11 protein-coding genes are annotated in these 14,802 nt (G+C 61.5%); 4 read left to right on the top strand and 7 right to left on the bottom strand.

Going from position 1 to position 14,802, the window contains the following annotated elements; all coding sequences use genetic code 11:
• Positions 1-2: 2 nt before the first annotated feature.
• The 3 genes from AC1D19_RS05985 to AC1D19_RS05995 form a co-directional block, all read right to left on the bottom strand.
• Positions 3-3,104: a multidrug efflux RND transporter permease subunit gene (locus tag AC1D19_RS05985; RefSeq protein WP_477762660.1), complete on the bottom strand. Its 3,102-nt coding sequence runs from the start codon at positions 3,102-3,104 to the stop codon at positions 3-5.
• Entirely contained in the window at positions 3,101-4,261 is a 1,161-nt protein-coding gene (locus AC1D19_RS05990; protein ID WP_477762661.1) for an efflux RND transporter periplasmic adaptor subunit, read from the bottom strand. Before AC1D19_RS05990 ends, AC1D19_RS05985 begins: the two co-directional genes overlap by 4 nt.
• A gap of 701 nt (positions 4,262-4,962) precedes the next feature.
• Positions 4,963-5,931, bottom strand: a complete 969-nt coding sequence (locus AC1D19_RS05995) for a LysR family transcriptional regulator (protein WP_477753193.1) — start codon at positions 5,929-5,931, stop codon at positions 4,963-4,965.
• Positions 5,932-6,212: 281 nt separating this feature from the next.
• On the opposite strand from AC1D19_RS05995, the gene AC1D19_RS06000 reads away from it, so the two are divergent.
• The 4 genes from AC1D19_RS06000 to AC1D19_RS06015 all read left to right on the top strand — a co-directional run bounded on the left by AC1D19_RS06000 (position 6,213) and on the right by AC1D19_RS06015 (position 11,119).
• Positions 6,213-7,724, top strand: a complete 1,512-nt coding sequence (locus tag AC1D19_RS06000) for an efflux transporter outer membrane subunit (protein ID WP_477762662.1) — start codon at positions 6,213-6,215, stop codon at positions 7,722-7,724.
• A 109-nt stretch (positions 7,725-7,833) separates the two neighbouring features.
• Entirely contained in the window at positions 7,834-10,026 is a 2,193-nt protein-coding gene (locus AC1D19_RS06005; protein WP_477762663.1) for an FUSC family protein, read from the top strand.
• A complete protein-coding gene (locus AC1D19_RS06010) occupies positions 10,016-10,216 on the top strand; it encodes a DUF1656 domain-containing protein (protein ID WP_477762664.1) in 201 nt (66 codons plus the stop codon). The genes AC1D19_RS06005 and AC1D19_RS06010 overlap by 11 nt, the downstream gene beginning before the upstream one ends.
• Before the next feature lie 39 nt (positions 10,217-10,255).
• Positions 10,256-11,119: an efflux RND transporter periplasmic adaptor subunit gene (locus AC1D19_RS06015; protein ID WP_477762665.1), complete on the top strand. Its 864-nt coding sequence runs from the start codon at positions 10,256-10,258 to the stop codon at positions 11,117-11,119.
• 40 nt (positions 11,120-11,159) lie between these two features.
• Here AC1D19_RS06015 and AC1D19_RS06020 read toward each other — a convergent pair whose 3' ends face one another.
• The 4 genes from AC1D19_RS06020 to AC1D19_RS06035 form a co-directional block, all read right to left on the bottom strand.
• Complete coding sequence (locus AC1D19_RS06020; RefSeq protein ID WP_477762666.1) at positions 11,160-11,558, bottom strand: DUF4440 domain-containing protein; 399 nt, start codon at positions 11,556-11,558, stop codon at positions 11,160-11,162.
• Positions 11,559-11,678: 120 nt separating this feature from the next.
• A complete protein-coding gene (locus AC1D19_RS06025; RefSeq protein ID WP_477762667.1) occupies positions 11,679-12,503 on the bottom strand; it encodes an SDR family oxidoreductase in 825 nt (274 codons plus the stop codon).
• 34 nt (positions 12,504-12,537) lie between these two features.
• A complete protein-coding gene (locus AC1D19_RS06030; RefSeq protein WP_477762668.1) occupies positions 12,538-13,002 on the bottom strand; it encodes a multidrug transporter in 465 nt (154 codons plus the stop codon).
• 284 nt (positions 13,003-13,286) lie between these two features.
• A complete protein-coding gene (locus AC1D19_RS06035; RefSeq protein ID WP_477762669.1) occupies positions 13,287-14,738 on the bottom strand; it encodes a mannose-1-phosphate guanylyltransferase/mannose-6-phosphate isomerase in 1,452 nt (483 codons plus the stop codon).
• Positions 14,739-14,802 lie beyond the last annotated feature (64 nt).

Raw genomic sequence — 14,802 nt, forward strand, 5'->3', positions numbered from 1 at the left:
CCTCAGTCTGTGGTCGCCAGCGCCGGATCCGGTGCTGCTTTAGGCCGATGGAATAGCCGCTCCAGCCACAAGTATATGACCGGCGTGGTGAACAGCGTCAGCGCCTGGCTCACCAGCAAACCGCCGACCACCGCGATCCCCAGGGGCTGGCGCAATTCGGCGCCGGTGCCGTAACCGAGCATCAGCGGCAGGGCGCCGAGCAGGGCGGCGAGGGTGGTCATGATGATCGGCCGGAACCGTGTGATGCAGGCCTTGAAGATCGCTTCTTCAGGCGACAGTCCGCCATTGCGCTGTGCTTCGAGGGCGAAGTCGATCATCAGGATGCCGTTTTTCTTGACGATACCGATCAGCAGCACCAGGCCGATCAAGGCCATGATCGAAAAGTCCTGGCCGCAAATCCACAGCATGATCACCGCGCCGAGGCCCGCCGAAGGCAAGGTCGAAATGATCGTCAGTGGATGCACGAAACTCTCGTAGAGCACACCGAGAATGATGTACACCGCCACCAGCGCCGCCAGAATCAGCCACGGCTGGCTGGCCAGCGAGCTCTGGAACGCCTGGGCCGCGCCCTGGAAATTGCCGCTGATGGCGGTCGGCATGCCGATGTCGGCCTTGGCCTGGTTGAGCAAGATCACCGCATCGCCCAACGCCACGCCGGGGGCCAGGTTGAACGACAGGTTGGCCGCCGGGAACATCCCGTCATGAGCGATGGACAGCGGGCCGATGGTCGGCGCATCGAACCTGGCCAGGGCCGACAGCGGCACCATTTCCCCGCTCAGGGGCGAGCGCAGGTAGAAGTAATTGAGGCTCTCGGCCTTGCCGCGTTGCTTGGTGTCCAGCTCCAGGATCACGTTGTACTGGTTGACCTGGGTCTGGAATTCATTGATCTGGCGCTGGCCGAAGGCATCGTACAGGGCTTCGTCGACGTCGCTGGCGGTGAGGCCGAAACGTGCGGCGGCGCTGCGGTCGATGCTGATGTGGGTGATGCTGCCGCCCAGTTGCAGGTCGTTGGAAATGTCGCGGAAGGCCGGGTTGGCGCGCAGTTTTTCCGTCAGGCGCTGGGTCCAGGTGCTCAGGGTCGGGCCATCGTTGCTCTTGAGCACATATTGATACTGGGCGCGGCTCGGGCCGGAGCTGAGGTTGATGTCCTGGCCGGCGCGCAGGTACAGGACGATACCCGGCACTTTCATCAGTTGCGGACGAATCCGGTCGATGAACTGGCTGGCGGAGACATCGCGGTCGCTGCGTTTTTTCAGGGTGATCCAGAAGCGGCCGTTGGCGATGGTCTGGTTACTGCCCGAGACGCCGACTGAGTGCGAGAACGTTTCGACAGCGGGGTCGGCGGCGACGATTTCGGCCATCGCCAAGTGTTTTTTCACCATGTCGCCGTAGGAAATATCGGCGGCCGCTTCAGTGGTACCGAGGACGAAGCCGGTGTCTTGAATCGGGAAGAAACCTTTAGGGATAAATATGTAACCGGCGACCGCCAACCCCAGCGACAGGCCGAACACGCCGATCATCAATTTCTGGTGGGCGAGGGCACGACGCAAGCCTTTTTCGTACCACGCCAACAGGCGCTCACCGAAACCCGGTTTGTCGTGGGCATGATGCACTGGCGCGCGCATGAACAGTGCAGCGAGGGTCGGTGCCAACGTCAGCGAAACCACCACTGAAATCATGATGGTGGAAGTGGCGGTCAGGGCGAACTCCTTGAACAGTCGCCCAACCACGCCGCCCATGAACAGCAGCGGAATGAACGCTGCCACCAGCGAGAAGCTGATCGAAATCACGGTAAATCCGATCTCGCCAGCGCCTTTGATCGCGGCCTCGCGCATGCCTTCGCCGGCCTCGAGATGGCGGTGAATGTTCTCCACCACCACGATCGCATCATCGACCACGAACCCCACGGCGACCACAATCGCTACCAGCGTGAGGTTGTTCAGGCTGAAGCCCATCACATACATCAGCGCAAAACTGGCGATCAGTGACACGCCGAGCACTGCCGACACGATCAGTGTGGCCGACAGTTGGCGCAGGAACAGTGCCATTACCGCCACCACCAACATGATTGCAATCAGCAGGGTGATTTCCACTTCATGCAGCGAGGCACGGATGGTCTGGGTGCGGTCGATCAGCGTCTTGACCTGCACCGAGGCGGGGAGCATCGCCTCCAGTGCCGGCAAGGCGGCCTGGATGCGGTCCACGGTCTCGACGATGTTGGCGCCAGGCTGGCGGAAGATCACCAGGTTGACCCCCGGTTGCGAGCCCGCCCAAGCCTGGATGTAGGCATCTTCCGAACCGTTGACGACTTTGGCGACATCGCGCAGATGAACCGGTGCACCGTCCTTGTAGGAAACAATCAGCTGGCTGTAGTCCTCCGGGTGAAACAACTGGTCGTTGGTGGACAGGGTCGAGATGCTCGACTCCCCGTACAGCGCACCCTTGGCCAGATTGAGGCTGGTCTGCTGGATCGCCAGGCGGATGTCGGCGAGGGTCAGGCCGATGGCCGCGAGCTTGTCCGCCGAAACCTGGACGCGGATCGCCGGACGCTGCTGACCGGTGATGACGACCTGGCCTACACCGTCGACCTGACTGAGCTGACGGGACAACAGGGTTTCCGTCAGGTCACTGAGCTCCGGGCCGGGCATCAGCGAGGAGTTGACGCTGAGGATCAGCACCGGGCTGTCCGCGGGGTTGACCTTGCGCCAGGTCGGCAGGTTCGGCATGTCCTTGGGCAGTTTGCCCGCGGCGGTGTTGATCGCTGCCTGGACTTCCTGGGCAGCGGTGTCGATGCTCTTGTCGAGGGTGAATTGCAGGGTCAGGTTGGTCGAGCCCAGTGCACTGCTCGAGGTCATCTGGGTTACGCCGGGAATGGCACTGAATTGCACTTCAAGAGGCGTGGCCACCGAGGAAGCCATGGTTTCCGGGCTGGCGCCGGGCAGTTGCGCGGCCACCTGGATGGTCGGGAATTCTGCCTCCGGCAACGGCGCTACCGGCAGGCGCGGAAACGCTATGACACCCAGCAGCACCAGGGCGAACGTCAGCAGGACCGTGGCCACCGGGTGGTCGATGCACCAGGCTGAAACCGAACCATGGCCCTTCATTGCGCCGCCTCCGATCGCACCACTTGCGGCGGCTCGGTCAGCACTTGCACGGTAGCGCCGGGCTTGAGCCGCGACTGACCATCGCTGACCAGTACATCACCCGGCTTCACACCCTTGATGATGTCCTGGCCGCTGCCTTGATAGACCATCTGCACCTGTACGGCTTCGACCTTGTCCCCATTGACCCGGTACACGAAGTGCTGGTCGAGGCCGCGTTGTACGACTGTCGGCGGCACCACCAGCGCATCTTTATCCAGGGCTGTCTGAATTTTTACCGTCACCAGCAGGCCCGGCCAGAGCTTCTGCCCCGGATTGTCGAATTCGGCCTTGGCGCGGATGGTGCCGGTGTTGGCGTTGATCTGGTTGTCAATCAGGGTCAGGTGACCTTCGCCGAGCAGGTTGCCGGTTTCGCCATCGGTGTCGGCACCGATGTAGGCCTTTACCTGAGTGTGTTGCGGGTCGTTGATCAGGCCTTGCAGGGTCGGCAGCATTTGCTGCGGCAGGGAGAACTCCACGGCGATCGGGTCGATCTGGGTCACAGTGAACAGGCCCTTGGTGTCGGTCATGCGCAGGAAGTTGCCTTCGTCCACCGTGCGAATACCGACACGGCCGCTGACCGGTGAGCGAATTTGTGTGTAGGAAAGCTGTACCTCGGCGGAATCAATCGAGGCCTGGTTGCCTTGGGCGGTGGCCTTGAGTTGGTTGACCAAGGCTTGTTGCTGGTCGTAAGTCTGCTTGGACACGCCGTCGTCGACACTCAGCAGCTTGTAGCGCTTGAGGTTGACTTGCGCCACTTGCAGTTGCGCCTGGCTTTCGCCCAGTTGTGCCCGGGCCTGATCGAGGCTGGCGCGGATCGAGCGGTCGTCGATGGTGGCCAGCAGGTCGTCTTTTTTCACCAGTTGGCCTTCCTTGACCATGATTTTGGTGAGAATGCCGTCGATTTGCGGGCGGACCACGACGCTGTGCAGGGACAGCACCGAACCGATGCCGCTGACGTAGCGCGGTACGTCTTTTTCGGCGACGGCGACCACTCGCACGGGGATGGCGGTGGAGATGGCGAGTTTGGCTTTGGCCGGTTTGGTGGCATACCACAGGCCCAGCGCTGCCAGGACGATCAGAAGGGCGACGAGCAGGGCGGATTTTTTCTGGATTCGCATGCGAGTGGGGCGCCGGGGCTGGGTGGTCGGTAGGTGGGTAAGGTATTTTCCTTTATAAACCTGTTTGCTGGTCAGGAGGGTGACTGCTAACTGACGGCGCTGTCAGTTTGCGGTTTGGTTAGGTCTTGGCGGCCTTTGGGCCGACCATGTTGTGGGTGACCGTGTACATATCCGTTTCTTCGGTAATGGCGGCTATCGGTTCCGCCCTTACGGCGGGTCACTTGGAAAAGCCCCAAGTAACCAAGGGCTCTTGCCCCTGACGTTCGGTGCCTCGCCTAGGCTCGGCATGCCCTCGCTCCGGTCCTGCTCCGTGGGCCCGCCGCCATCGGCCATCCATGGCCGGGGGCGGCTAACCCGGCATCCATGCCGGGTTGCCCACTACGCAGAACCTCCACTCGGCCTCTCGAGGGGGCGTGTGGATCAAGAGCTGCAGGCGAGCTAACGCTCGGCCTGATGAGTGGTGAGAAGCGTGGGTGTACGCTGATCTGTTTTTGCTCTTTTGTGGGAGCGACGGTGCGGCGATCCGACTTGCTCGCGATGGCGGCCAGACAGCCGACCAGTCCGTCAAGGATGTACACAACTCAAACTGTGGGAGCGAGCCTGCTCGCGAAAGCGGTGTATCTGCTCGCAGAGATTTGAATGTGAGAACGCTATCGCGAGCAGGCTCGCTCCCACAAGGGATCAATCTCTGAACCGATGAATCAATTCGCCACCCGAACCCCACCCAAACTCCCGCTCAGTTCATACGCCGCCAGTTCCGCCTGATGCGCCGCCAGCAATTCCGGCAACGATCCGCGCAAATACTCGACCCAGGTCTTGATCTTCGCATCCAGGTACTGGCGCGACGGGTAGATGGCGTACAGGTTCAGTTCCTGCGAGCGGTATTTGGGCATCATGCGGACCAGCGTGCCGTTGCGCAGGCCTTCTATCGCGGCGTACAGCGGCAGGACGCCAACGCCCATGCCGCTGATGATCGCGGATTTCATCGCGTCGGCGGAGTTCACCAGGAAGGGTGAGCTGTTGATGGTGACCATTTCCTGGCCATCAGGACCGTCGAAGGCCCATTTTTCCAGCGGAATCACCGGGCTGACCAGGCGCAGGCAGGCGTGGTTGAGCAGGTCGCTGGGTTTTTGTGCGCAGCCGTTGGCTTTGACGTAGGCCGGCGAGGCGCAAACGATGCTGTAGGTGATGCCCAGGCGTTGGGAGACGAAACCCGAATCCGGTAGTTCGCTGGCGAGGACGATGGACACGTCGTAGCCTTCGTCGAGCAGGTCCGGCACGCGGTTGGCCATGGTCAGGTCGAAGGTCACGTCCGGGTGGGTCTTGCGGTAGCGGGCGATGGCGTCGATCACGAAGTGCTGGCCGATGCCGGTCATGGTGTGCACTTTCAGTTGCCCGGCCGGGCGGGCGTGGGCGTCGCTGGCCTCGGCTTCGGCTTCTTCGACGTAGGCCAGGATCTGTTCGCAGCGCAACAGGTAGCGCTTGCCGGCTTCGGTCAGGGCGATACGTCGGGTCGTTCGGTTGAGCAGACGGGTTTGCAGGTGGGCTTCCAGGTTGGAGACCGCGCGCGAGACGTTGGCCGTGGTGGTGTCCAGTTGTACGGCGGCGGCGGTGAAGCTGCCGGCCTCGGCCACGTAACTGAAGGCGCGCATGTTTTGCAAAGTGTCCATGGGGTGCTCTCTCGTCGAATGACAAATTGTGACACGAAGCTTCTGTTTATTTACAGGCGACTAAGGATCTACCTACGGATTATCTCGTTAACGGTAACAAAGATTCACAGGAATCCCAGCTTATCGCCCTTCAGGCCGCCCCATAGAATTGCGCTCACCTCTGTAGGAGCTGCCGAAGGCTGCGATCTTTTGATCTTCGCTTCTAAAAGCAACGTCAAAAGATTGCAGCCTTCGGCAGCTCCTACGCACAGAACATCTCCCCACCTCAGGAAATCGCAGCAGTGCCGCGTCGCATCAGCAGAGCGCTTCAGCCGCTCAGTGTTTTGGCTTTAACCCTGGCAATCAGCGGCTGCATCGGAACCGGAGGTATTGCCCCGCAGGGCAAGGCGCTGGAGGCCAATTCACTGGCTACCGACGAAGCGATCCAGAGCGCCGCACAAGATGCGCATTGGCCCACCGCGCAATGGTGGCAAGCCTATGGCGACCCGCAACTGAATCGCTGGATCGACCTCGCCCTGCAAGGCAGCCCGAGCCTGGCCATGGCCGCCGCCCGGGTGCGTCAGGCTAGGTCCATGGCCGGCGTGGCCGAAGCAGCCGAGTCCCTGCAGATCAATGGCGAGTCCACCCTCAAGCGTCACAACTGGCCGACCGACCAGTTCTATGGCCCCGGCGAACTGGCCAACAGCACTACCTGGGATAACAACGCGGCGCTGGGTTTCAGTTATGCCCTCGACCTCTGGGGCCGTGAAAGCAATGCCACCGAGCGCGCCGTGGACATGGCGCACATGAGCGTCGCCGAAGCGCGCCAGGCCCAGCTCGAATTGCAGGACAACATCGTCCGGGTCTACATCGAGCTCTCGCTGCATTACGCGCAACGGGACATCGTTGAAGCGACCTTGAAGCAGCAACAGCAGATTCTCGAGCTGGCGCAAAAACGCCTGAACGGTGGCATCGGCACTCATTTCGAAGTCAGCCAGGCCGAGACGCCGCTGCCGGAAACCCATCGCCAGCTCGATGCCCTCGACGAAGAAATCGCCTTGAGCCGCAACCAACTCGCGGCCCTGGCCGGTAAGGGACCCGGGGAAGGCGCGCAGTTGCAGCGGCCAACGCTGTCGCTGGGTGCGCCACTGAAACTGCCGTCTTCGCTGCCGGCGCAATTGCTCGGGCAGCGCCCGGACGTGGTCGCCAGCCGCTGGCAAGTGGCGGCGCAGGCGCGGGGCATCGATGTCGCCCATGCCGGTTTCTACCCGAACGTCGACCTGGTCGGCAGCCTCGGCTACATGGCCACCGGCGGCGGGGCGCTGGAGTTCCTGACCGGCAAGAAACTCAACTACAGCGTGGGGCCGGCGATTTCGCTGCCGATCTTCGACGGCGGGCGTTTGCGCTCGGAACTGGGCGAAGCCTCGGCCGGGTATGACATCGCCGTGGCCAAGTACAACCAGACCCTGGTCAACGCGCTGAAAAACATCTCCGACCAGTTGATCCGCCGCGAGTCCATGGACAAGCAACAGGCTTTCGCCGCCGAGTCGGTGGCCACCGCGCAGAAGACCTACGACATCGCGATGATCGCCTATCAGCGTGGCCTGACCGACTACCTCAACGTGCTCAACGCCCAGACCCTGCTGTTCAAGCAGCAGCAAGTGCAGCAGCAGGTTCAGGCGGCGCGGTTGAGTGCTCATGCAGAGCTGGTGACGGCGTTGGGCGGCGGTCTGGGGGCGGGCAACGATGTGCCGAAAGACAGCCAGACCGATGTGCCGAAAACTCCGGCTCTACTTAAGAGCTTCTCGAATTGAACACCAAACCTGTGGGAGCGAGCCTGCTCGCGATGAGGGCGGCACATCCAACATTGATGTCGACTGATACTCCGCTATCACGAGCAGGCTCGCTCCTACAGAGGATTTCATGACTCCCTTGCCCGCACCCTTGCGCTGGCTGTACTCCCTGGAATGGCGCCGGGGTTTCTTCGACTGGGCACGCAGCGACGGCGTGACCTGGGTCTACATCTTCAAGGTGCTGTTCGCCGCGTTCCTGACGCTGTGGCTGGCCATGCGCCTGGAGCTGCCGCAACCGCGCACGGCGATGATCACCGTGTTCATCGTCATGCAGCCGCAAAGCGGCCAGGTGTTCGCCAAGAGTTTCTATCGTTTCCTCGGCACCTTGGCCGGGTCGGCGGTGATGGTCGCGCTGATCGCCCTGTTTGCGCAGAACACAGAATTGTTCCTCGGTTCGCTGGCGATCTGGGTCGGCATCTGCACGGCCGGCGCCGCCCGCTGCCGCAACTTCCGCGCCTACGGTTTCGTACTCGCAGGATACACCGCCGCGATGGTCGGCTTGCCCGCATTGGCCCATCCGGAGGGTGCGTTCATGGCGGCGGTCTGGCGGGTGCTGGAAATCTCGTTGGGCATTCTCTGTTCGACCCTGATCAGTGCCGCCATCCTGCCGCAATCGGCGAGCGCGGCGATGCGCAATGCCTTGTATCAGCGCTTTGGCGTGTTCGCCCTGTTCGTCACCGACGGCTTGCGCGGTCGCAGTCAGCGCGATGCGTTCGAGGCCGGCAACGTGCGTTTCATCGCCGAAGCGGTGGGCCTGGAAGGCTTGCGCAGCGTCACTGTGTTTGAAGACCCGCACATGCGTCGACGCAATGGCCGGCTCAGTCGCCTGAACAGCGAGTTCATGGGCATCACCACGCGCTTCAACGCCTTGCACCAGTTGCTCGAACGCTTGCGCAACAGCGCGGCGGACCAGGTGGCGGCGGCGATCAAACCGGGTTTGCAGGACCTCGCCGAATTGCTCGACGGCTTCAGCGGTCGTGCCCTGACCAGCGCCGATGCGGCGCGTCTGGTCGCGGTGCTGACCGCATACAAAGAAGGTTTGCCGGCGCGGGTACGCTGTCTGCGGGCGACGTTCCAGCAGCACAATCCGAGCGATGCTGAACAACTGGATTTCCACACCGCGTACGAGCTGCTCTATCGCTTCGTCGACGACCTGCACGGTTATGCGCAGACCCACGCCTCCCTGGCCGATCACAGTCACGAGCGGGAGCGCTGGGACGAGCCGTTCACCCCGCAAACCAACTGGATGGCCGCGGCGGCATCGGGGATTCGCGCAGCGTTCATCCTGGTGGTTTTGGGCAGCTACTGGGTGGCAACCGCCTGGCCGAGCGGCGCGACCATGACCCTGATCGCTGCTGCAACCGTGGGCTTGTCCGCCGCCACCCCGAACCCGAAACGCATGGCCTTTCAGATGGCGTGCGGGACATTGCTCGGGGCGCTGATCGGCTTCGTCGAGATGTTTTTCATTTTCCCGTGGATCGACGGATTTCCATTGTTGTGCGTGATGCTCGCACCGGTGATCGTATTCGGCTCGTTCCTGACCTCGCGGCCGCAATATGTCGGCGTCGGCCTGGGCTTGCTGATCTTCTTCAGCACCGGTTCGGTGCCGGACAACCTCACGGTCTACAACCCCTACACCTTCATCAACGACTACATCGCCATGGTGCTGGGCATGCTGGTGTGCGCAGCGGCCGGGGCGATCATTCTGCCGCCCAACAGCCGCTGGTTGTGGCGTCGGCTGGAGCAGGACCTGCGCGGTCAGGTGGTGTACGCCATCAGCGGCAAGCTCAAGGGGCTGGCGTCGAGCTTCGAAAGCCGCACCCGCGATCTGGTGCATCAGGCCTACGGCTTCGCGGCGGGGCAACCGCAAGTGCAGCGCGAATTGCTGCGCTGGATGTTCGTGGTGCTGGAAGTCGGTCACGCGATCATCGAATTGCGCAAGGAACAGGCGATTCTGCCGGTGCATCCGGCCTATGCCGAATCCCAGCCATGGCGCCAGTCGATCCGGGTGATGGGGCGTGCACTGGTGCGGCTGTTCCTGCAACCGAACAGCAGCAACCTCGAACGCGCTCTGGTCGCAGTCGATCACGCCATCAGCCGTGTGCAGTCCACCGACGAACCCTTCGCCCCACACTTCGATACCTCGGCGTTGCGCCGGGTGAAGAGCTACCTGCACTTCATCCGCACCTCGCTGCTCGACCCGCAATCACCGCTTGCCACCTTCGCCAGCAACCAGCCACAAGGACTTGCACATGCCTCGTGAATTCGCCTTCCACGGCGTGTACATGCCGACCATGACCCTGATGTTTTTCATCGCGGCGGCGCTTGCCTGGGCGCTGGACCGGTTCCTGTCCGGGTTCGACCTGTACCGTTTTTTCTGGCACCCGGCGTTGCTGCGCCTGAGCCTGTTTACCTGTCTGTTCGGCGCCATGGCGCTGACTGTCTACCGTTGACTCTCTATCACTGACTCTCTATCTCTGAAGAATGCCCCGATGAAAAAGTTTTTCAGCCTGCTCGCGACCTTGCTGGTGCTGGCCCTCGCGCTGTGGATCGGCCGCTCCTTGTGGGAGCACTACATGAACACGCCGTGGACCCGTGACGGCCGCGTGCGCGCCGACATCATCAACGTCGCCGCCGACGTTACCGGCGAAGTGGTGGACGTGCCGGTGCGCGACAACCAACTGGTGAAGAAGGGCGATTTGCTGATGCAGATCGACCCCGAGCACTACCGTCTTGCAGTCAAGCAGGCTCAAAGTCTGGTGGCATCGCGCAAGGCGACCTGGGAGATGCGCAAGGTCAACGCCTATCGTCGAGCCGATATGGACAACCTGGTGATCTCCCGGGAAAACCGTGACGACGCCAGCAATCTTGCTGACTCGGCCCTGGCCGATTACCAACAGGCCAAGGCGCAACTGGAAGCCGCCGAACTCAATCTCAAACGCACTGAAGTGCGTGCGGCGGTAGACGGCTATGTCACCAACCTCAACGTGCATCGCGGCGACTACGCGCGCATCGGCGAGGCGAAAATGGCCGTGGTCGACATGAACTCGTTCTGGGTCTACGGCTTCTTCGAAGAAACCAAGCTGCCCCATGTGCGCGTGGGTGATAAGGCCGACATGCAACTGATGAGCGGCGAAGTACTCAAGGGCCACGTGGAAAGCATCTCGCGTGGCATCTACGACCGCGACAACCCGGAGAGCCGCGAGTTGATCGCCGATGTAAACCCGACCTTCAACTGGGTTCGCCTGGCGCAACGGGTGCCGGTGCGCATCCACATCGATGAAGTGCCGGAAGGGGTGCTGTTGGCGGCGGGGATCACGTGCACGGTGGTGGTGAAGCAGGACAATGGTGCATGACAGGTAGACCGGTTCGGTCTCGCAGGCATAAGACAGAGGTTCACTCCTTGCAAAACGTCTCATGCAGATGCCGCCAGATCACCCGGCCATCGGCGTGTTTTTCAAACACCACCGTGGAGCGACGATCCGAGTGCAGTCCGGTCGCATCGGTCTGTTGTTCGCGGTAACTCACGGTCGCGCCGCCGTCGTACAACGCAATGCCACGCAACTCACTGAGCTCGATGCGGAACCCGAGTTTCTTGCCGCCCGCCAGCGTGAACAATTCTTTCAGCGCGTCAAAATCCAGCACCCGACCGAGCGGCGAGACCATGGAGAACTGCGGCGAAAAACGGGTCAACAGTTGTTCGAGTTCGGACGCGTCCCGCTCTTCGGCCAGCCATTGTTCGATGGCTACGTGGGCCTGGATCACTTCGTCGAAGTATTCGGTGTAGTCGGTCATGGAAGTCATTCCTGAAATTTTGCAGTGTCTGTTCTGACGCCATCGCGAGCAGGCTCACTCCTACAGGGAAACGCATTTCAATGTAGGAGTGAGCCTGCTCGCGATAGCGGCGACTCGGTTTCAGAGCTGCCCGCGCAACCCGAACCGCTTCATCAGCCCGGATTCGAGCAAACCCTTGGGTAACAAACTGGCCATCAGCGGCAATGCACGACTGCCATTGCCCAGGCGCACCAGTCGCGCAGGTTTGTTCTGCTGCACAGCCTTGAGCAATCCGGCGGCGAATTCACTGGCCGGGGTCGGTTTGTCCTGGGAAGCCCTGGCCCGGGCGCGAATGCCTTCGCGCAGCGGAAACCATGGCGATTGCTCACTGATCAGTTGCTCGGCTTCGTGCCCGGCATTCCTGGCGAAGCTGGAAGCGATGGCCCCCGGCTGGACTTCCATCACTCGCACGCCGAACGGCGCCAGTTCCATGCGCAAGGCATCGCTCAAGGCATGCACGGCGGCTTTCGAGGCGCAGTAGGCGCCGGCGAATGGCGTGACCAACACACCCGAAACGCTGCCGATATTCACGACCAATCCTTTGGTCCGGCGCAGCACAGGAAACATCGCGCGAGTGACGCCAACGACAGCGAACACATTAGTTTCGAACTGGCGTTGCATGGCCGGTACGCCGCCATCGAGCAGTGGTCCCATGGCGCCATAACCCGCGTTGTTGATCAGCACGTCGAGACCACCGCGCTCCTGGTTGATGCGGTCGCTCAACTGCTCAAGGGCAACACCGTCGTTTACGTCAAGTTGCACGGCGGTAAATCCGGCAGCGCTCAGCATGGCGACATCTTCGACCTTGCGCGCACTGGCCCAGACTTCATAACCAGCGCCCTTGAACGCATCGGCAAGGGCACGGCCGATGCCACTGGAACAACCGGTAATCAACGCAACGGGCATGGCGCATTCCTTGTGCAAAAAAATGGGGGAGGGATCAGTCGGAAAAACTACCCTGCAACCGCTCGGCGCGAAACTCCAGGGTTTCCGGACGGTAGCCAGGACGCAATGGCGGCAGCGGCAAGCAATCTTCCCAGTTGCCACCGGCCTGCAATTCGCCGGGGCCGCGATAGCGTGGGGCGGTGTATTGGTTGTCGGCCAGGTTCACCGTATCGCCCGGTGCATAAGCCGCCACTCGCCAGCGCAGCTCGGTTAGCGGCACGTCATTGCCGTTGTTCAGGGTCAATTGCAGTGGCCGATCGGCGGGACATTGCTGAGGCGCGTAGCTGATGCGCAACTCCAGGCGTTGCAGCTGCTTGAGTTCGCGGTGATCCATCCAGATGACCCAGGTGGCGACGATGCCCAACCCCAGGGCGGCGGCTACGGATACGGGCAAGGCCTTGGCCGGGTAGCGCAGCAACAGGATCAGCCAGGTGATGACCAGCAGGATGCCGATGAACATGACGCGCCAACCTCGGGAATGGAGAGACCATCCTACCTAAGCGCGGGTGGGGTTGGCGATGGGGGAGATTTTTGTGGAGCCTGTGATGGCCTCATCGCGAGCAGGCTCGCTCCCACATTCGATTGCGTTTCTCCAGGAAGAACTCGGTCAACAGTAGGAGCGAGCCTGCTCGCGAAGGGGCCAGCCAAGGCACTAAAAAACTCAGTGCAAAAAAAGCCCCCGCCCAGCCTGCTGCGGATAGGGAACGCAGCAGGCTGGACGGGGGCTTCTTGTCTTACTGAACGTTACTGCGCGATAGTCTTCACCGAAACCCCACGCTCAACCGGTGTCGACCTTCCATAGATATCCTCAAACCGCTCGATATCGTCCTCGCCCAGATAACTACCCGATTGAACTTCGATGATCTCCAACGGAATCTTCCCCGGATTGCGCAAACGGTGCACCGAAGCAATCGGAATATAGGTCGACTGGTTCTCGGTCAGCAGGAACACGTTCTCGTCACAGGTCACCTCGGCGGTGCCGCTGACCACGATCCAGTGTTCGGCGCGGTGGTGGTGCATCTGCAGCGACAGGCAAGCGCCCGGTTTGACCGAGATGTGCTTGACCTGGAAGCGCCCGCCCATGTCCACCGAGTCGTAGGAGCCCCACGGACGGTAGACCTCGCAGTGGTTCTGGGTTTCGCTGCGGCCTTGTTCGTTGAGGGTGTTGACCATCTGTTTCACGCCTTGGACCTTGTCCTTGTGGGCGATCATCATGGCGTCCTTGGTTTCGACCACGACGATGTTTTCCAGGCCGATCACCGACACCAGTTTGCCGTTGCCGTGGATCATGCAGTTTTTGCTGTCCTGGATCACCACGTCGCCTTTGGTGACGTTGCCGTTGGCGTCTTTTTTATTGACTTCCCACAACGACGACCAGCAGCCGACATCGCTCCAGCCAGCGGTCAGCGGCACGACGCAGGCGCGTTGGGTTTTTTCCATCACCGAGTAGTCGATGGAATTGTCCGGGCAGCAGGCGAAGGTGGCTTCGTCGAAGGTGATGGTGTCGGCATCCTGATGGCTGCGTTCCAGGGTCAGCAGGCAGGTGTCGTAGATGTCCGGATCGTGCTTCTTCAGCTCTTCCAGGAAGCGGCTGGCGCGGAACAGGAACATGCCGCTGTTCCAGAAGTAACCGCCGGACTGGACGAACTCGGTGGCGCGCTTCACGTCGGGTTTTTCGACGAAGTGCGAGACGCGGCTGACACCTTCAGGCAGCAGCGAGTCGTTGGTCGACTTGATGTAGCCATAACCGGTTTCCGGCTTGGTGGCCGGCACGCCGAACAGCACCATTTCACCGTTTTCGGCGGCGACGGTGGCCAGGGCCAGGGCGCGTTGCAGGGCCTTCTGGTCTTCCAGCACGTGGTCGGCCGGCAGTACCAGCATCAGCTCGTCGCGACCTTCACTGACCAGCATCATCGCAGTCAGGGCCACGGCCGGCGCGGTGTTGCGACCGAACGGTTCCATCAGGATGCGTTGGGTTTCCAGTTTGCGCGCCGCTAATTGCTCGTTGACGATGAAGCGGTGGTCCTTGTTGCAGACCACGATTGGCGAGTCCATCCCTTCGAACACCAGGCGTTCCAGGGTTTGCTGGAACAGGGTGTGTTCGCCGGTCAGGGCCAGGAACTGTTTAGGGAATTGTTTGCGGGAAAGCGGCCAAAGACGTGAGCCACTACCACCTGACAAGATCACCGGAATCATGTTGTTACTCCTTGAATATCGATTGGTTAGAGCTACTGCGTTCTGTCGTTTCACTCTTGTTTTT

It is taken from the genome of Pseudomonas sp. P1_C12, from assembly GCF_056406435.1.